14 protein-coding genes are annotated in these 17,822 nt (G+C 65.9%); 4 read left to right on the forward strand and 10 right to left on the reverse strand.

Going from position 1 to position 17,822, the window contains the following annotated elements:
* Positions 1 to 174: 174 nt before the first annotated feature.
* Both RBR52_RS11400 and RBR52_RS11405 read left to right on the forward strand, forming a co-directional pair.
* The gene (locus tag RBR52_RS11400) at positions 175 to 903 is read left to right on the forward strand and encodes a c-type cytochrome (protein WP_320377381.1); all 729 of its coding nucleotides are present in this window, start codon (positions 175 to 177) and stop codon (positions 901 to 903) included.
* A 238-nt stretch (positions 904 to 1,141) separates the two neighbouring features.
* Positions 1,142 to 1,516, forward strand: coding sequence for a hypothetical protein (locus RBR52_RS11405; RefSeq protein ID WP_320377382.1), 375 nt, complete (start codon positions 1,142 to 1,144; stop codon positions 1,514 to 1,516).
* Positions 1,517 to 1,654: 138 nt separating this feature from the next.
* On the opposite strand, the gene RBR52_RS11410 is transcribed toward RBR52_RS11405, so the two are convergent.
* The 9 genes from RBR52_RS11410 to RBR52_RS11450 form a co-directional block, all read right to left on the reverse strand.
* Positions 1,655 to 4,081, reverse strand: a complete 2,427-nt coding sequence (locus tag RBR52_RS11410) for an adenosylcobalamin-dependent ribonucleoside-diphosphate reductase (RefSeq protein WP_320377383.1) — start codon at positions 4,079 to 4,081, stop codon at positions 1,655 to 1,657.
* Between the two features lie 67 nt (positions 4,082 to 4,148).
* Complete coding sequence (gene rmuC, locus RBR52_RS11415) at positions 4,149 to 5,678, reverse strand: DNA recombination protein RmuC (RefSeq protein WP_320377453.1); 1,530 nt, start codon at positions 5,676 to 5,678, stop codon at positions 4,149 to 4,151.
* Positions 5,679 to 5,684: 6 nt separating this feature from the next.
* Complete coding sequence (locus tag RBR52_RS11420; RefSeq protein ID WP_320377384.1) at positions 5,685 to 6,668, reverse strand: D-glycerate dehydrogenase; 984 nt, start codon at positions 6,666 to 6,668, stop codon at positions 5,685 to 5,687.
* The gene (locus RBR52_RS11425; protein WP_413818321.1) at positions 6,665 to 8,047 is read right to left on the reverse strand and encodes a sodium:proton antiporter; all 1,383 of its coding nucleotides are present in this window, start codon (positions 8,045 to 8,047) and stop codon (positions 6,665 to 6,667) included. The genes RBR52_RS11420 and RBR52_RS11425 overlap by 4 nt, the downstream gene beginning before the upstream one ends.
* A gap of 214 nt (positions 8,048 to 8,261) precedes the next feature.
* Complete coding sequence (locus RBR52_RS11430) at positions 8,262 to 8,924, reverse strand: lactate utilization protein (protein ID WP_320377386.1); 663 nt, start codon at positions 8,922 to 8,924, stop codon at positions 8,262 to 8,264.
* Between the two features lie 10 nt (positions 8,925 to 8,934).
* Entirely contained in the window at positions 8,935 to 9,090 is a 156-nt protein-coding gene (locus tag RBR52_RS11435; protein ID WP_320377387.1) for a hypothetical protein, read from the reverse strand.
* A 71-nt stretch (positions 9,091 to 9,161) separates the two neighbouring features.
* Positions 9,162 to 10,379, reverse strand: coding sequence for a nicotinate phosphoribosyltransferase (gene pncB / locus RBR52_RS11440; RefSeq protein WP_320377388.1), 1,218 nt, complete (start codon positions 10,377 to 10,379; stop codon positions 9,162 to 9,164).
* Entirely contained in the window at positions 10,376 to 10,651 is a 276-nt protein-coding gene (locus RBR52_RS11445; protein ID WP_320377389.1) for a DnaJ family domain-containing protein, read from the reverse strand. Before RBR52_RS11445 ends, pncB begins: the two co-directional genes overlap by 4 nt.
* On the reverse strand, positions 10,648 to 11,388 hold the full coding sequence (locus RBR52_RS11450; RefSeq protein ID WP_320377390.1) for a nitroreductase: 741 nt from the start codon (positions 11,386 to 11,388) through the stop codon (positions 10,648 to 10,650). Before RBR52_RS11450 ends, RBR52_RS11445 begins: the two co-directional genes overlap by 4 nt.
* 146 nt (positions 11,389 to 11,534) lie before the next feature.
* Between RBR52_RS11450 and RBR52_RS11455 the strand changes: the two genes are divergently transcribed.
* A complete protein-coding gene (locus RBR52_RS11455) occupies positions 11,535 to 12,578 on the forward strand; it encodes a DUF2235 domain-containing protein (RefSeq protein WP_320377391.1) in 1,044 nt (347 codons plus the stop codon).
* On the opposite strand, the gene RBR52_RS11460 is transcribed toward RBR52_RS11455, so the two are convergent.
* Positions 12,566 to 16,399, reverse strand: a complete 3,834-nt coding sequence (locus RBR52_RS11460) for a DUF748 domain-containing protein (RefSeq protein ID WP_320377392.1) — start codon at positions 16,397 to 16,399, stop codon at positions 12,566 to 12,568. The genes RBR52_RS11455 and RBR52_RS11460 overlap by 13 nt on opposite strands.
* A 114-nt stretch (positions 16,400 to 16,513) precedes the next feature.
* On the opposite strand from RBR52_RS11460, the gene RBR52_RS11465 reads away from it, so the two are divergent.
* The gene (locus RBR52_RS11465; protein WP_320377393.1) at positions 16,514 to 17,794 is read left to right on the forward strand and encodes a putative Na+/H+ antiporter; all 1,281 of its coding nucleotides are present in this window, start codon (positions 16,514 to 16,516) and stop codon (positions 17,792 to 17,794) included.
* Positions 17,795 to 17,822 lie beyond the last annotated feature (28 nt).

The following is a 17,822-nucleotide window of genomic DNA, read 5'->3' on the forward strand; positions in this document are numbered from 1 at the left end:
GTTGCATCTTAACTTGGTCGGGCAATCCGCGGCGACTGTTCTGTGCAGATTTCCGCACTTGCCACCTTCTCACTTCAATCCCATGCATTCACCCTGAGTGCGCGTCGTCATGTCGCATTACAGAATGTTACCTAACATGATGCAAATCAAATTTTTAACCTCTGAGAGGGGGCCTTGGGATTGACCCTTTCGAAGAATCGTGACCAACGCATATCATGCTGCTTGCCGCTTTTTGGATTCCCATTCTTTTTACTTTCGACCGTCATGAGCGCACCGCACTCGAACTCCCATTCAGCCTCTTCCAGTTCCGGCGACCTTTCCGATCTGCCTTTTGCGCCGACCTTGCGCAAGATTCTGGTCGTGATGGGCATCGGCTTCATTGTTCCTATCATCCTGTTGCTGCTGATTGCGTATTACATCGGCAGCAGCAGTCAGCCGCCTGCGGGTTCTGAGGCGTTGGCGACGGCTGCAGTGAATGCGCGAATTGCTCCTGCGGGTTCTGCTGCGGTTGCGGGCAGCAGTGAGGCTGCGGCGCAGCAGAATGCCGCCTCGATGTCGACGGTTGCTGCAACTCCGGCCGCCTCGGGGTCTGCCACGGCGGCAACACCTGCAGGTTCAGGCAGTGCATCGGCCATGCCGGTTGCCGCTGCCAAGGTGGATGGCAAGAGCGTGTATGAATCGACCTGTATCGCCTGTCATGGTGCGGGCGTGGCGGGCGCTCCCAAAGTGGGCGACAAGGCCGCTTGGGCGCCGATCATTGCCCAGGGCGACGCCGTGCTGTACGACCGCGCGATTCACGGTTACACGGGCAAGCGCGGCGTGATGCCGCCCAAGGGCGGTTCGACAGCGAGTGATGACGAGGTAAAAGCCGCCGTCGATTACATGGTGTCGCAGTCGAAATGAGTCCAATCGTCCGTTGATTTTCAGCGCCTTCAGGAAGTCGAAGAAGAACGCGCGCTGAGTCGAAATGAGTCCAATCGTCCGTTGATTTTCAGCGCTGAGCAAGCGCTGGTTTCACGGACGCGACTGGCATCGCATCCGCACCTGCGCGTTTACCGCTGCCGAGCATTCCGGCACACGGATCGGGCTGTGGCTTGAATCAGGATGACGAACAACTCCGTCCAGCTCCTTCTGTTGGCTCATGGTTCGAGATCAAGCGGGTGGCGAAGCGCTACGCTGGTCGGCGCTTGCCCAGTCCGGCCTGACCCTGGCGATCTATATGGGAGTCAACGAAGCCGCCTCGATCGAAGCAGGGCTGTTGCAAGGCGGACTTCCACCCGAAACCCCCGCGTTGCTCGTCCAGGCCGCAAGTGGCGAAGCCGAACGCCTCATCGCCACTCGCCTGGCCCATCTCTGCAGCACGATTCATGCTGAACAAGTGGCCTCGCCATGCGTGATGCTCATCGGACAAGCCATGCACGAAGCCGTGCCGTTATGGCAGGTACACAGGAATTTGCCGTCATCCGATGAAGCCGAGCATGCCCAACGTCCTGCTCGCCAATATGCGGGGACTTGAATGGCGTGAACAGTCCCTGACTCCGTTTTGCGTGCCCGCCAAGGAACGGCTATGAATCATCCTCACACATGAACGCTCTGGCACCGGCGACCCGGTGCCGCAACGCTGCACCCTACCCTTCCCTTCGCGCCATTGCGTTCACCCACAGCTCCCGATATACCCGCAGTTTTCGCATCGGTCGCAGCCGTCGACGCGGCGCAGGAAGGGGCCGCCGCATTCGGGGCAGATGCGACCGCCGGGCAGCAGGTCGGGCCTGGCTTCGGCGGATTCGAGGTCGATGCGCAGGGCTTCGGGCACAAAGGCGCGCTGCGCCAGCACGGACAGCGGTTGCTCGCGGCCTGCTGCGTCGAGATAGCCGCGGCGGCGCAGCAGTTCCTGCAGGGCGTAGGCGATGGCCGCCACTTCGGACTGGTGAAAGCGGGGCGCACGGCTGCCGTCGGACTTGATGACTTCGCCGCAGCGCACCGGGCCTTTGTCCCACACGACTTCGCGCATGTTCTGCAGGCTCTTGGCGATCGACCCGCCCGAGCGCGCCACCAAGGAGAGCAGCCGCATATTGGAGGCGATCCACTGCTGGCCTTCGTCGCGCTGGCCCGCGGGCATGAAGAACTCGATGGGCCGCTCGATGCGCACCGCCTCGCCGTTCACCCGGCCTTCGACCTCGGCGAAGGACACGGAGAGATAGACGGTCTTCTGTCCTTCCGAAGTCATATAGCTGATCTTGCTGGTCACGGCCTGCAGATCACCCGAGGGGCGGCCTTCGATGCGGCGGGTCAGCGGGTCGATGTCGCTGACGGGCTGGACCGATGCCGCTGCGGGCGCGGGTGCGGCCTGCAGCACCGAGCCGATCACGGTGTTGGGGCGGTAGGTGGCCAGTCCCTTGAGCCCGGCCTTCCAGGCCTGCAGGTAGAGATCCTTGAAGTCGTCGTAGGGGTAGTCTGCGGGGACGTTGACGGTCTTGCTGATGCTGGTGTCGATGTAGGGCTGCACGACCTGCAGCATTTTCATGTGGTCGAGCGCGCTCATTTCCAGCGCGGTGACGAAGTAAGGAGGCAACTGGCTCATGTCGTGACCCATGCTGCGGTACAGGCGCCAGGCGTGGTCGGCGACTTCGTAGTCGCGGGTGGTGTTGTCGGCCATGCGCTTCTTGCGGGTGTAGACCCAGGAGAACGCGGGCTCGATGCCGTTGCTGGCGTTGTCGGCAAAGGCCAGGCTGATGGTGCCGGTGGGCGCCACGGCGAGCAGGTGCGAATTGCGGATGCCGTGCAGGCGAATGGCCGTGCGGATGTCGTCGGGCAGGCGCAGGGCGAAGCCGCTGCTCAAGTATTTTTCTGCGTCGAGAAGCGGGAACGCGCCCTTCTCCTTCGCCAGATCGACCGAGGCGGAATACGCCGTGTCGCGCAGGGTGCGGGCCATGTCGGCGGCGAAGCGCCGGGCGTCGTCGCCGTCGTAGCGCAGGCCGAGCATCACGCAGGCGTCACCCAGGCCGAGGAAGCCCAGGCCGATGCGGCGCTTGTTCTGCGCCTCGTTGTGCTGCTCGATCAGCGGCCAGTAGGTCACGTCGAGCACGTTGTCGAGCATGCGCACCGCCGTGCGGATGACGGCCTGGAAGCCTTCGCTGTCGAAGCGCGCCTGCGGCGTGAAGGGGTCGCGCACGAAGCGGGTGAGGTTGATCGAGCCCAGGCAGCAGCAGCCGTAATCGGGCAGGAACTCTTCGGCGCAGGGGTTGGTCGCCTCGAAGGTCTCGCAGTAATAGAGGTTGTTGTCGGCGTTGGCGGTGTCGAGAAACAGAATGCCCGGTTCGGCGTGGTCGTAAGTCGACTGCATGATCTGGTCCCACAGATCGCGGGCGCGCACGCTGCGATAGACCCACAAGCCATCGGCGCGTGGGTGCGCTCCCGCAGCCAACTGATCGTCGCTCGGTCGGGCCTTGTGCACCAGATCGACCACGGCGTCGTCGCACACCGCCTGCATGAACGCGTCGGTCACCCCGACCGACAGGTTGAAGTTGCTGAACGCGCCGCTGTCCTTGGCGTGGATGAAGGCTTCGATGTCGGGGTGATCGATGCGCAGCACTCCCATCTGCGCGCCGCGGCGGCTGCCGGCGGATTCCACCGTTTCGCAAGAGGCGTCGAACACGCGCATGAACGACAGCGGGCCGCTGGCGCGGCTGTGGGTGCCGCCGACATGCGCGCCCGCCGGGCGGATGCGCGAAAAGTCGTAGCCCACGCCGCCGCCGCGGCGCATGGTTTCCGCAGCCTGCGCCAGCGCCTTGTAGATGCTGGGCTTGCCGTCCTTGTCGTCGGAGACCGAATCGCCCACGGGCTGGACGAAGCAGTTGATCAGCGTCGCCTGAATCTCGGTGCCCGCGGCCGACATGATGCGTCCGGCAGGCACGAAGCCGCCCGCCAGCGCCTGGCGGAACAGCGCCTCGCTGCGGGCCGGGTCGGCCTCTTCGACGGCGAGGGCGCGGGCGACGCGGGCGTGAATGTCTTCGATGCTGCGCTCGTCGCCCTTGGCGTATTTCTCCGCCAGAACGTCGAGGCTGATGTCTTGTGCTTGCATGATGGGAAGTGAGAGGATAAAAGGCCGCACGGCGCGATGCCTGCGGCGTTGAAAATCAAATCTGGCTTTATACCGCGTCTTCCTGCTCGTCGGTGTCGACTTCGCTCAAACCCAGCAGGGTTTGGGTCTGATCGACCGGCAGCGCTTCGACGGTCTTGAGCTGACGCGCCATGGCGCGGGTGCGCACCTCGGCGCTGCCGATGGTGTTGCTCGCTTCGTCGAGTTTCTTGCGCGTTTTGGCAAGAACGTCGCCGAATTTGGTGAATTCCGTCTTGACCGCGCCGAGCACCTTCCACACTTCGGTGGATCGCTGCTCCAGCGCCAGGGTGCGAAAACCCATGTGCAGGCTGTTGAGCAGGGCCAGCAGCGTGGTCGGCCCCGCGAGCATGACGCGGTGCTCGCGCTGCAGTGCTTCCACCAGACCGGGACGACGCAGCGCCTCGGCGTATAGCCCCTCGGTGGGCAGGAACAGAATGCCGAAATCCGCCGTGTGCGGCGCGGCGATGTATTTGGTCTGGATGGTGCGAGCCTCCTCGCGCAGCCGCAGTTCGAGCGCCTTGGAGGCGGCCTCGGCATCGGCCTTGTCGGCACGATCCTGCGCGTCGAGCAGGCGCTCGTAGTCTTCGCGCGGAAACTTGGCGTCGATCGGCAGCCAGACCGGGCCATCGTTTCTGCCCGGCAGGCGGATGGCGTATTCCACCCGGGCGTTGCTGCCGGGCACGGTTTCCACGTTCACGCCGTATTGCTCGGGAGTGAACACCTGCTCGATCAGGCCGGCGAGCTGGATTTCGCCGAACACACCGCGCGATTTCACATTGCTGAACACCCGCTGCAGATCGCCCACGCCCTGCGCCAGGGTCTGCATCTCGCCCAGGCCGCGGTGTACCAGCTCCAGCCGCTCGGCCACCTGCTTGAAGCTCTCGCCCAGGCGCTGCTCCAGCGTGGCGTGGAGCTTTTCGTCCACGGTGGCGCGCATCTGTTCGAGTTTTTTCTCGTTGTCCGCCTGCAACTCGCGCAGCCGCAGCTCGACCGTGGCGCGCATCTCGGCCAGATTCTTGTCGGTGGATTGGCGCAGTTCAGTCAGGCGCAACTCGGTGGACTCGCGCATCGCGGTCTGACCCTGCTCGGCGCTCTGGCGCGCCTCGATCAGGCGCTGGTCGGTGGTGTGGCGCAGGGCTTCGAGGCGCTCGACGAGCTGGGCCTGCAGCGTCTGCAGGCTCTGGGTGTTGGTCTGAGTGAGGTGGCCGACCTGCTGCACCAGGGTGTCGCCCACCGCCTTCTGCAGGCTCTGCAATTGCAGGTTGACGGCGTCGAGCTGGGCGTTTTGCGTGCGCGTGCTCTCGGCCTGCTGGTTGAGCAGCATCTGCTGGAACTGCGCCAGTTGCCCGGCCTGCTCGGTGCGCAGACTCTGGCCGCTGGCCTGCACCGCGCCGCGCACCTCGCGCTCCAGGCGTTCGAGTTGGGGCGCAAGTTCCGCGCCGAATTCGCGGCGCAGCTCGGCCAGGCCGCGCAGCCGCGCCAGCAGCGCCCAGCCCATGCCCAGCATCACGAGCAGCAACAGCGCGACGAGAACCAGCAAAATCCATTCAATCGACATAGCCATTCAAACCACCGGAGTGATCGGCGGCTGGCCCTGCAGCACCGCCAGAAGATTGTCCACCGCGAGCTGCGCCATGGCGCGGCGGGTGGGCAGGCTGCTGCTGGCGATGTGCGGCGTGAGCACCACACGCGGTGCGGCGAGCAGCTCAGGGTTGACGGCCGGCTCGTCCTCGAACACGTCCAGCCCGGCGGCGCCGAGGTGGCCGCTGTGCAGCGCGTGGGCAAGCGCGGCTTCGTCCACCACGCCGCCGCGGGCGATGTTGACCAGCGTAGCGCCGGGCTGCATCTGCGCCAGCTCGGCCGCGCCGATGAAGTGATAAGCGGCGGGACTGTAGGGCAGCGCCAGCAGCACATGCCGGCTCTCGCGCAGCAGCTCGGGCAGATCGCGGTAATTGGCGCGCAGCTCTTCCTCGATGTGCACGGAGAGCCGTTTGCGGTTGTGATAGAGCACTCGCATATTGAAGCCGTGCGCCGCGCGCCTCGCGATGGCCTGGCCGATGCGCCCCATGCCGACTATGCCCAGGGTGGCGCCATGCACATCGGCACCCGCGAACAGATCGACGCTCCACTTTTGCCACTGCCCCGCGCGCAGAAAGCGCTCGGCATCGCTCATCTGCCGGGCTGCGGCGAGCAGCAAGGCAAAGCCGAAATCGGCGGTGGTCTCGGTGAGCACGTCGGGCGCGTGGGTGACGGTCACGCCGCGCTCGGCGCAGGCGGCCAGGTCGATGTGATCGACGCCCACGGTCATGGTGCTCACGACGCGGAGCTGCGGGCAGGCATCGAGCAGCGCCGCGTCGATGCGCTCGCTGCCGGTGATGAAGGCGCCGTGCTTGTCGGCCAGGCGCGCGCGCAGCGCCTCAGGCGTGGAGACGGTGTCATCGGGCGTGGTTTCGACTTCAGCCACCGCGCGCAGCGGCTCGATGAGGTCGGGGAACACGGCGCGCGCCACCAGCACGCGCAGCGGGCCGTCGGATGCAAAGGGGTTCATCGGAAAAAAACCCAGGTGAGAACGAGAAAACACGGCAGCAGGATGGCAAACGACCACCCCATATAGCCGAAGAACGAAGGCATGCGCACACCGCGATGCTCGGCGATGGCCTTGACCATGAAGTTGGGCGCATTGCCGATGTAGGTGACCGCGCCCATGAACACCGCGCCGGCCGAAATGGCCATCAGCGTGGTGACATGCGCCATGAGCTGCGCCGCGTCGCCCCCCGCCAGATTGAAGAACACCAGATAGGTCGGGGCATTGTCGAGAAAGGATGACAGCGCCCCGGTAAGCCAGAAATACGCGGCCGCGATGGGCTGGCCCTGCGCGTCCGACGTGAGCTGTACCAGCGGCGCCAGCGCCCCGCCACTGCCCGCGCGCAGAATGGCGATGACCGGAATGATGGTGAGGAAGATGCCGAGAAAGAGCTTGCCCACCTCGATCATCGGCCCCCAGGCGAACTGGTTTTCATGCCGCGCCTGCCACGGCGTGGTCGCCAGCGACAGCAGCGCCACGAGGATGAGCGTCGCATCGCGCGTGAGGTTCTGCAACTCGAGGTGTTGCCCCAGCACCGGCACGGTCATGCCCGGCTTCCACAGGCCGCTGTGCAGCACCGCGATGACGATGACCGCCAGCCACAGCACATTCCACGCGCCGATGATGCCCAGCGGACTGTCGGGCGTGGGGTCGGTGGCGGGGTGCTCGGCTTCCTGACGCCAGAACCATCGATCCAGCGCATAAAACAGCGCCAGCAGCAGCGCGCAGAGCAAGGCCGTGGGCGCGAGAAGGTGTTCGAGGGTCCAGAAAAAATCCACGCCCTTGAGGAAGCCGAGAAACAGCGGTGGATCGCCCAGCGGCGTGAGCGCGCCGCCGGCATTGGCGACGAGGAAAATGAAGAACACCAGCACATGGGCGTTGTGCCTGCGGGCGTCGTTGGCGCGGATGACCGGGCGCACCATCAGCATGGCCGCCCCGGTCGTGCCCATGATGCTGGCGAGCACCGTGCCGATGGCCAGCAGCAGCGTGTTCTGCGCCGGGCTGCCGTGCAGATTGCCGCGCACGGCAATGCCGCCGCTCACCGTGTAGAGCGCGGTGAGCAGAATGACGAAGGGCAGGTATTCGTGCAGCAGGGTGTGCAGGGCGGCGTCCCAGGTGGCCTGCACGCCGAAGCTGATGGCGAAGGGAATGAGAAACAGCGCGGCCCAGCCCGCGGCGATCTTGCCCTGATGGTGATGCCACACTTGGCCAGCAAACAGCGGCATGAGCGCGATGGACAACAGCATGGCGGCGAACGGCAGCCCCCACCACAGCGAGAGCGTGGCCGGGTCGGGACCGCCGACGCTGGCGGCAAGCGCACGGGCAGGCAGCAGCGTCAACAACGCCAGCAACACCGCCCCGCCCGCCCCTGAACCGCGGCGCGCGTGCTCATTGATCCGGCACGTTGAAGTTAAAGACTGCGCCTCCCCACCCCGGCCCTCCCCACGCGTGGGGAGGGAGCAAAGCGGCCCCTCCCCCGCCTGCGGGGGAGGTTGGGAGGGGGAGATGCCGATGCACAGCATTGCCCATGAACCCTGCATGCTTCTCAATTCCGGATCAATCAGCCGCATCGACGATCACCACATGCACGCGGTACGGGCCATGCGCGCCCAGCACGATGGTCTGCTCGATGTCCCCGGTACGCGACGGCCCGGACACGGTGGACAGCGCCCGCGGCAGTTCCCCCAGCTCGGCCCGCAGCAGCGCGTAGGCGTCTTCCAGCGCGGCAACGATGCGGCGGGCCGGCACGATGGCGATATGCGTTTGCGGCAGCAGATGGGTGGACGCGGGCGTTTCGGGCGAACTCGCCAGCACCAGCGAGCCGGTCTCAGCCACCGCGCAGAAGCAGCCGGTGATGCCCAGTTTGTCTTCGTCACGCGGCGGGCGGTACTGCAGCGCCAGCCCGGCCTGCGTCCACGGCAACTCGGCCAAAGTCTCCCAGGCCACGCCCTGCAGGTCCAGCCCCTGCTCGCGCAGATAGGCGGCCACGGCGGAAGGCACGTCCTGCGCGCTGGCGACCCGGACGACGCTCGTCTGCAGCGCCAGCGCCTGCGTGGTGAACCCCGCAACGCGGTCGGCGATCGTCGGCTGCGGCCCACGCACATGGCGGCCGATATCGACCTCGACATCGGCCGCCTCCAGGTCATGCAGTGCGGCCGGTCGCCCTTGACGGGCTCGAATCTGCGCCAGGATCGCGGCGCGGGCGGTGTCTGTGTTCATCAATGGAGATTCAATCGTTTTGCCTCAGCCCCTGCGCCGTCAGGCGGCGGACGGCTGGAACACACATACCCTGGAAGCAAAGCCGTTGGATGGTCAAGCCCATCGGTCGCGTTAACTCTTCCAACAAGATTCCGCCAGGATGGATTTCTTCCAGAAAGGTTGTCATTTCGATTCTCCGCGTTCAGTATCTGTCAAGAAGACCCCGCAGTCTAGGAGCCTGTCGGACTTGAGGCCGCCCTACCCATCCTCCGCATCGTGCTCCACCAGTTGGCTGGCCGGAATCTGGAAGACTTCGCGCAGGTAGGCCAGATACGCCGGGTCGTCGCACATATTCTTGCCCGGCGCGTCGCTGACCTTGGCCACCGGCTGGCCGTTGCAGCGGGTCATCTTGATCACCATCTGCGGCGCCTCGTAGCCGAGATCGTGCATCAGATTGGTGCCGATGCCAAAGGCCAGGCCCACGCGCGCATGAAACTGCCGGTACAGCGCGATGACCCTGGGAATGGTGAGCATGTCGCTGAACACCAGCGTCTTGGTGCGCGGGTCGACGCGGTTTTTCATGTAGTGCGCAATGATCTGTTCGCCCCATGAAAACGGATCGCCCGAGTCGTGGCGGGCGCCGTCGAACAGCTTGCAAAAATACAGGTCGAAATCGCGCAGAAAGGCCTGCAGACCGTAGACGTCGGCCAACGCGATGCCGAGGTCGCCGCGGTATTCCCTGGCCCACGTCTCGAAGGCGAAAACCTGGGTGTCGCGCAGGCGCGGGCCGAGCGCCTGGCAGGCCTGCAGATATTCATGCGCCATGGTGCCCAACGGCGTGAGGCCCATTTGCCGGGCCAGCAGCACATTGCTGGTACCGGCAAGCTGGGGGCCGAGGCCGCTGCGCAGGCGACCGAGCACCTGCGCCTGCCAATGGCGCGAATAGCGGCGGCGGGTGCCGTAGTCGGCGATGCGGCAGTCCTGCAATCCGGGGGTGTGAAGCAGGGCGATCTTGTCGTCGATGCGCTGCAGGCCGGCCTGCAGATCGACGTCGGCATGGGCATGGCGGGCGTAGATCTCGCTGACGATGGCGAGCACCGGCACTTCGAACAGAATGGTGTGCAGCCAGGGGCCGCGGATGGCGAGGTCGATTTCGCCGCGCGCGCGGGCAGCGGGGTCGGCAACGGGTGTGGCGCTGATGCGCTGGCGGTTGAGGCGGAACAGTTCGAGAAAATCGACGAAATCGCTCTTGATGAAGCGCAGGGTGCGCAGGTAGTCGAGTTCGTCGGGCTTGAACTGCAGGGCGCAGAGCGCGTCGAGTTCGGCGTTGATTTCATCCAGCCGCGACACCAGATTGACCCCGGGCGTGCGGCATTTGAAGCGGTATTCCACCTGCGCACCCGGAAAGTGATGCAGCACCACCTGCATCATGGTGAACTTGTACAGGTCGGTGTCGAGCAGCGATTCGATGATCATGTGTCAGGCGAGTTGCGGTGGCGGCGCTGGCGCGCGAGCGCCTTGGCCCAGAGCAGGCGCAGCGCGGCGCGTTCGCGTTGTTCTTGTGCGGTTGTGCCTTGCGCCCGGCGGGCGCGTTCAAACAGCTCCAAGCTCAGACGCGCCGACTCTTCGAGCGCGCCGTCGCGCACGGTGAGATCGAGCGGTCGGCCTGCGCCGGGAAGATGGTCGAGCCTGCCCTCCTGCACGGCTTGGGCGATGCGGGCTTCGCCGATCCAGGCCAGCACGTTCATGCTTCGTGGAATTGCGCGAACTCGGCGACCGGCGCGCGTTCGGTCACCAGGGTGTTCTCGATGGCGTGCACGTCGGCCCAGCCCAGCGACATGCCGCAGACGATCTGCCGCGTCGCGGCGTCGATCTGCAATTCGTCTTCGATGAGGCGGTGAAACTGGGTGAACGCCGCCTGCGGGCAGGTGTCCAGACCGCGAGCGCGCGCGGCAATCATGATGTTCTGCAGGAACATGCCGTAGTCGAGCCAACTGCCCTGCTGCATCACCCGGGCTATGGTGAAGATCATCCCGACCGGCGCGTCGAAAAACCGGTAGTTGCGGCCATGCTGGGCGTGCATCGCCGCCTTGTCGCCCTTGGCGATGCCCAGCAGTCCGTACAGATCCCAGCCGACCTTGCGGCGGCGGTCGATATAGGGCGAGCGCCATTCACGCGGATAGTAGGCGTATTCCTCGGTGTGCTGTGCGGCCTGCGCCGGATCGTCATACGCGGCCAGGATGCGGGCGGACAGCCGGTCCTTGGCTGCGCCGGTGAGCACATGCACCTGCCAGGGCTGGGTGTTGGTACCCGAAGGGGCGCGCGCGGCCACTTGCAGGATGGCCTCGATGGTTTCGCGCGCAACCGGAGTGGGCAGAAAACGGCGGATGGAGCGGCGCGAAGTGATCGCGGCGTCCACCGCGGCCTGGGCGTCTGGCGCGGGCTGCGAGGATTCAGCCGAAAAGGTGGAATGGCGATGGGTCATGGTCGAAACGAAAGCTGTCACTCTGCATCAGTCTATCCCCCATGATCGAAGTCCAGTGCGACACCGGGTTTGGGGGTGGGCAAGTGGCGTGGGCCGCCCCATCATGCAGATGTGAAAAAACGTAAGCCCTTTGCCCATTTCCATCGATGAAACGCATCGCCCTGTTCGCCGACGGCACTTGGAGCAGGCCCGACCAGAACGACGGCAACACGCCCACGCCGACCAATGTGGTCAAACTCTCCGTGGCCGTGGCGCCGCAGGACAGCCACGGCATCGAACAGATCGTGTTCTACCAAAAAGGTCTGGGCGAACAGGGCGGCCTGTGGGACAGGCTCACCGGGGGCGCGTTCGGCCTGGGTATCTCGGCCAACATCCGCGAACTGTATCTGTTTCTGGTGCAAAACTATCACCCGGGCGACCCGATCTATTTGTTCGGTTACAGCCGCGGCGCGTATACGGTGCGCAGCGTGGGCGGGCTGATCCGCAATTGCGGCATCCTGCGTCCGCAGCACATCGGCCACGTCGGCGACGCCTACGCCCTCTACCGCGACCGCACGCCAGACAGCCACCCCAACGCGCCGCAGTCGATCGCCTTCCGCCAGGCCTACGCCTGGCCGGACGCGCCCATCGAACTCATCGGCGTCTGGGATACGGTGGGCGCCTTGGGCATTCCGGTCACGCCGCTGCGCTTCTGGACCAAGCCCCTCTATGAATTTCACGACGTGGCGCTGAGCAGCCATGTGCGCTATGGCTTCCAGGCGCTGGCGCTGGACGAGCGCCGCAAGCCTTTCGTGCCGACGCTGTGGCAGACGCAAAGCCATGCCACCGATCAGGTGGTGGAGCAGGCCTGGTTTCCGGGCGTGCATGGCGACGTGGGCGGGGGGCAGACGCTCACCGGCCTGTCCGACGGGGCGCTGCTGTGGATGGCCGACCGCGCCCAGCGCTGCGGTCTGGCGCTCGATGCGACCCTGCTTCCCCCGCATGGCGACCCCGCCGCACCCATGGGCGACACCCTGACGCTGTTCTACCGCCTGCTCGGCCAGCGCGAACGCCAGCCGGGGCTGACCAACCCCGCCGGGCGCGAGGGCGTGCATACCTCCACCCTCAGCCGGCATTCCGCCCTGCCCGACTACCGCCCCCCGGCGCTGGAGCGCTTTCTCGCCATGCGGCCGGTCACTTACCTGCCTTGATGGATGGCGGCAGGCGCCAGCTGGCCGCCAGGCGGCGCCCTCGTCACGTCGTTGCCTGCGCCCAGGCCGAGCGTGAGCACCACGCCGCTGTTCTCGCCCTTCTGCGCCGCCTTGCCTTCCGCCTGGATCACAGAACCCACCTGCACCCGCGCAACTGGCAAGGCCTTGGGGCCGGTGGTCAGCGCCGTGACCACGGCCTGGGCCCGCGCCTGCGCCAGCGCGTCCAACGTGGCCTGCGCAATCGTCACCGCCCTGGCCAGTTGCGCCAGCATGGCCTGCAGCAAGGCCTGCTCCTGATCGTCAGTCTTGGGCAGTGATTTTTTCAGCGCATCGAGCGCGCTGGTGGGATGCTGGTCGAGGTAGAGCGCATAGATGGCATTGCGGGTGCGGGCATTGCCCAGATCGAGCGGGCCGGGGTTGGCATCAGGCGGCACGGCTACACCCAGTTTGAGCAATACCTGGCGACGCACGGCAGCGTCCTGCAGCGCAGCGACATCCAGCGCAACATCGAGCGTGGGCGGCACCTGCAATTCCAGCCGCGGCCGCTCGAGCAGCGCCTCGCTGATCTGCAGCAGCTTTGCGCGCTCGGGCGGGGCCAGCACGGCGCTGCCGGGGGCGAAAACCACGTTCTGCGGCGTAGGTTCGCCGCCGCCGCCAAACAAGGCGCCCAAAGCGCGGAACGGCGCGGTGACGATCTTGGTCAGCACGTTGACCATGGCCTGCCAGACGATGCCGCCGTAGCTGAACTCGGGGTTGTTCAGGTCGCCATGCACCGGCAGGTCGATGTCGATCTGGCCGTCGCTGTTTTCCAGCACGGCAACGGCCAGATCGAGCGGCAGGTTCATCGCGCCGGGACTGTCCACGTGGGGGCCGAGCTTCAGGCGCGTGATGGTGAACCGGTTGTCGCCCTGCATCTGGGCCTTGACGATCTTGTATTCCAGCCGGGCATCGAGCCGCCCCGATTCGATGGTGCGACCGGCGAACTTGCCCGAATAGGGCGAAATCGAGGCCATGTTCAGGTTGCGGAAATCCAGCGTGACATCGGTGTTCCGGGTCGAGCGGAAAGGCTGCAACTGCCCGCGCACCTGGGCCGAGCCGTAGTTGTTGACCTGACCGTCGAGCTCGATCTGCGCGCTGCTGTCGGGGGCGTCGGACAGGCCGTTGATCACCCCGGAGAGTTTTTGCATGCGCACGCGGAACTCGGGCTTGATCGACTGGTCGGTGAAGTCCACATCGGCGTTTTCGATGGCGGTGCGGTCGATGCGCAGCGCCAGCGGCAGGGGCTTTTGCGCAGCGCTCGCCTGGGCAGCGGCCGCGGGAGGAAGCTGTGCCGGTTTGCGCGTGAGCAAAATGGCCTGCACATTGAGCGTGCGGTCGGGGTTGATGACGATGCGGCCATAAGGCTCCACCGCCTGCAACGCGGTCATGCGCACCGACAGCGGCGAGCTGTCGACGCTCAGCCCGGTGGCCGCGAGTTTGCGCCAGCCCAGAAACGGCGCGCGCCCTTCGGGTTCGACCAGCGCGAGGTTGTCCACCTGCGCGCTGCCGTCGTAACTCACTTTCGGCATGCTGCCCTGGCCCTTGCCCAGCTTCACCGTGCCGTCTGCCGAGGCCGTTGCGCTGGTCAGCTGCAGACGCACATAGGGCGCGAGCAGGCTGCCGAAGGGCGTGAGCGCGAGCTGTTGCAAGCTCACCTGCAGCGAGCCGGCCAGCGGCTGCGGCGCGATCTGGCCGCGGGCGCTGAATCGGCCGCCCTGCTTGAGCGCAAAGCGCATTTGCACCGCAACGGCCTTGCGCAAATCCAGGCTGAGGTTGCTGGCGCTGGCCTGGCCTTGCATCACGTCCAGACGGATCGGCGTGGGCGCCATGCGATCTTCGACCCGCGCCGAAAAGTCGCGCAGAGCAAGGCTCTTGAGTTGCAGATCGGGCGGCTTTGCAGCCGGGTTTCGTGCGGCAGGCGCTGTGGGCGCGTGCGTTGCGGCTGCGGGCGCAAAGGCCTGCGCCCAGTTCAGGCCGCTCCCGGCCAGAGTGACCTCGGTATGCAGACCGTCCACTTGCAGGGTTCCGGCACGAACATGGGCCACGCCCGAAGACGGCAGGTTGATTTCGCTGGTGCCGAGCTGCAGGCTTTTCCAGCTCGCCAGCGGCTGCCCTGCGCTGGCGAGCTGCAGGGCAGCCGTGTGCAGTTGCAGGCCTTTGGCCTGAACCCGCGCCGGGCTGCCCGCGGGCAGCGTCACCTGGGCCGAGGTATTGAGTTCGACGTCGCTGAGCCGCACCTGCAACGGCACCTCGAAGCCCTGGTCGGTGTAATCCAGCGACTGCACCCGGGTGGCGATGCGCTGCACATCCAGATTCCATGCGGGCTGCGGCTGGGTCGCAAGGGCCGCCGCCGTCGTCGCAGGTTTGACGGTTGCCTTCGACGCCCCTGCGCCGAGCGCCTGAAGCAGATCGATCTGCCCGTTGGCCAGACGCTTGAGCTGAACACGCGCCGCGTCGAGCTGGACGGCACCGAGCTGCACGCGGTGCTGCGCCAGATCGGCCTGCACCGCATCGACTTGGAACAAGGGCAGCGACAACCAGGGCTTGGCCTGCGCACCCTCGGTCTGCAACCGAGTGTCCTGCAAGGCCATCTGCGGCAGTTGCAGGGTGTGCCGGGTCAGGTCGACCGTGCCCGGCTGCGTCTGCAGGCTGCCCGCCTGGATCGCGGCCTGACCGATCTGTCCGCTGAGGTCTTGCACCTGCAGCGGCCCGAAACCTGCGCGCTGCCGACCCCAGTCGAGCTGCGCGCCTTGCAGTTGCGCTGTGGGGAATTTCAGGTGTTCGTTGCCCGATGCCGCGTTCAGCCCGTCGAGCGCCAGCATCTGCATCGACGCAGTGCGCGCCGCGCCGTCGATCCTGGCCCGATCCAGCTTCAGGCTTTGCCACTGCACCGCCGCTGCGGTCGTCCTGGCATCGAAGGATCGAATCTGCGCATCGAGATCGTTGACCGCCCATTGCCAACCTTGTTGGGTCAGCACGGCACTGTAGGCCGCACTGACAGTCGCCGCACCGGATGCGATCTGCAGGCGGCTGGACAGACCCGGCACCGCCCGCGCCACCGCGGCCAGATCGAGCCCGCTGAGTTCCGCCTGCCCGCCCGACACCGGCGGGTTGACGCCCACATAACCCTTCCAGCGCAGCGTGGCCTTCTGCTCGGGCAGCACCAGGCTGAGGGCATATCGCCCGCGCGCCCTGGGCAGGGTGGACAAGTCGTCGACCTGCAGATTCAGCGGCGTCAACTGCGTGGCATAGGGTTGGGTGCGGTTGGCATCGGCATAGCGCAGCATGCCGCCCGTGATCTGCAGGTGCTCGATCACCACGCGCGGGAGGGTGTTCGACGGTTTGGCTGGTTTGGGGCCGCGCTGCAGGGCATGCAGCAGAGCGTCCCAGTTCATCGCGCCGCCCTGCACGATGGCCACATTCACCTGCGGCTGGTCGACGCGGATTTGATGAAACGTCCAGGCCCAGCGAAACAGGCTCACCGGGGCGAAATCGACGAACAGCCTGCCAAACCCCGCCAGCGGCACGCCTTGCGGCGTGCTCAGTTGCAACTTGTCCACGGTGAGATCCAGACGCAGGGGATCGAACGCCACCTTGCCCACCGTGGCCCGGCTGTCGAGCTGCGACTGCGCCAGCCTGGGGATGACATACTCGGCCAGCGGCCCGACCGCGAGATAGCCGAAGGCCACGTAAAACACGAACAGGCCCGCCACAATGAGCACCGGCAGGCTGAGCAATATGCGGCGCAGTTGCCTCCAGACGGACGAAGCAGTGGCAGACATCAAAACCTCGCGAATCATCGGATGCGCTGCATTATGGCTCCACGACGTGCCGCGCCGCCGATTCAGCCGATACCATCAGACCTTGTTTCTTTTAGCCCCCACTCACCCGAACCGATGACCGACTCGATCCCTGCCTACGTGCAATACGTGGGCGCCGCGCTGTTCGCCATTGCGGTGATCCATACTTTTTCCACCAAATTCTTCGAGGGCCTGGCGCATCGGCAGCCCGCGCACGCCGGGCTGTGGCATCTGCTTGGCGAGGTCGAGGTGGTGTTCGGTTTCTGGGCGATGGTGCTGATGGTGTTTCTGTTCGCCGCGCTGGGCCAGCACGACGCGGTGGCGTATATCGACTCGCGCAACTTCACCGAGCCGCTGTTCGTGTTCGCCATCATGGTCATCGCGGGCACCCGGCCCATCCTCCAGGTAGCGGGCGACGGGGTCAACGGTCTGGCTCGCGCCCTTCCCCTGCCGGGCGCGGTGATGTTCTATTTGCTGCTGCTCGTGGTCGTGCCGCTGCTGGGCTCCTTCATCACCGAGCCGGCTGCCATGACCCTGGCCGCGCTGCTGCTGCGTGACCGCATTTTCCGTGCCGATGTGTCGCTGCGCCTCAAATACGTCACCCTGGGCGTGCTGTTCGTCAACGTGTCCATCGGCGGCACGCTCACTCATTTCGCCGCGCCGCCGGTGCTGATGGTGGCCTCGACCTGGCAGTGGGACCTGGGCTTCATGCTCACCCAGTTCGGCTGGAAGGCCGCCATCGCGGTGGCCCTCAACGCCTTGGGCGCCACCCTGCTGTTCCGCCGCGAACTCGCCGGGCTGGAACGACCCGCCAAGCCTGCCGCGGCCGACCCCGCCCAACCGCGCGCGCCGCTGAGCGTCATTGGCATCCACCTGCTGTTTCTCGTGGGCGTGGTGGTGTTCGCCCACCATCCGGCGGTGTTCATTCCGCTGCTGCTGTTTTTCGTCGGCTTTGCCACCGCTTACGCGCGCTATCAGGACACGCTGATGCTCAAGGAAGGCATGCTCGTCGGTTTCTTTCTGGGCGGGCTGGTGGTGCTGGGCGGCCTACAGCAATGGTGGCTGCAACCGCTGCTCACCCGCATGGATGCGACCGCGGTGTTTTTCGGCGCCACGGCGCTGACGGCCATCACCGACAATGCCGCGCTCACCTACCTCGGTTCGCTGGTGCAGGGCCTGAGCCCGGAATTCAAATACGCGCTGGTGGCGGGAGCGGTCAGCGGCGGCGGCCTCACGGTCATTGCCAACGCACCCAATCCGGCCGGCATCGCGCTGCTGCGCAGCAGCTTTGACGACGGCGCCGTGCAGCCGCTGGGACTGCTGGGCGCCGCGTTGCTGCCCACGGCGGTGGCCATGAGCTGCTTCTGGCTGCTGTGATTTTTTTACTCTTCCTGATCGACTTTCA

This window comes from Thiomonas sp. (assembly GCF_034007205.1).
GTDB lineage: Bacteria > Pseudomonadota > Gammaproteobacteria > Burkholderiales > Burkholderiaceae_C > Thiomonas.

What these genes read in the sequence shown, in the direction of transcription:
- RBR52_RS11420 (WP_320377384.1), bottom strand. Translation starts at nt 6,668, where the DNA reads ATGAACCCCTTTGCATCCGACGGCCCGCTGCGCGTGCTGGTGGCGCGC.
- pncB (WP_320377388.1), bottom strand. Translation starts at nt 10,379, where the DNA reads ATGATCATCGAATCGCTGCTCGACACCGACCTGTACAAGTTCACCATG.
- RBR52_RS11405 (WP_320377382.1), top strand. Translation starts at nt 1,142, where the DNA reads ATGGTTCGAGATCAAGCGGGTGGCGAAGCGCTACGCTGGTCGGCGCTT.
- RBR52_RS11410 (WP_320377383.1), bottom strand. Translation starts at nt 4,081, where the DNA reads ATGCAAGCACAAGACATCAGCCTCGACGTTCTGGCGGAGAAATACGCC.
- RBR52_RS11465 (WP_320377393.1), top strand. Translation starts at nt 16,514, where the DNA reads ATGACCGACTCGATCCCTGCCTACGTGCAATACGTGGGCGCCGCGCTG.
- RBR52_RS11450 (WP_320377390.1), bottom strand. Translation starts at nt 11,388, where the DNA reads ATGACCCATCGCCATTCCACCTTTTCGGCTGAATCCTCGCAGCCCGCG.
- RBR52_RS11445 (WP_320377389.1), bottom strand. Translation starts at nt 10,651, where the DNA reads ATGAACGTGCTGGCCTGGATCGGCGAAGCCCGCATCGCCCAAGCCGTG.
- RBR52_RS11435 (WP_320377387.1), bottom strand. Translation starts at nt 9,090, where the DNA reads ATGACAACCTTTCTGGAAGAAATCCATCCTGGCGGAATCTTGTTGGAA.
- RBR52_RS11430 (WP_320377386.1), bottom strand. Translation starts at nt 8,924, where the DNA reads ATGAACACAGACACCGCCCGCGCCGCGATCCTGGCGCAGATTCGAGCC.
- RBR52_RS11455 (WP_320377391.1), top strand. Translation starts at nt 11,535, where the DNA reads ATGAAACGCATCGCCCTGTTCGCCGACGGCACTTGGAGCAGGCCCGAC.
- RBR52_RS11460 (WP_320377392.1), bottom strand. Translation starts at nt 16,399, where the DNA reads ATGTCTGCCACTGCTTCGTCCGTCTGGAGGCAACTGCGCCGCATATTG.
- rmuC (WP_320377453.1), bottom strand. Translation starts at nt 5,678, where the DNA reads ATGTCGATTGAATGGATTTTGCTGGTTCTCGTCGCGCTGTTGCTGCTC.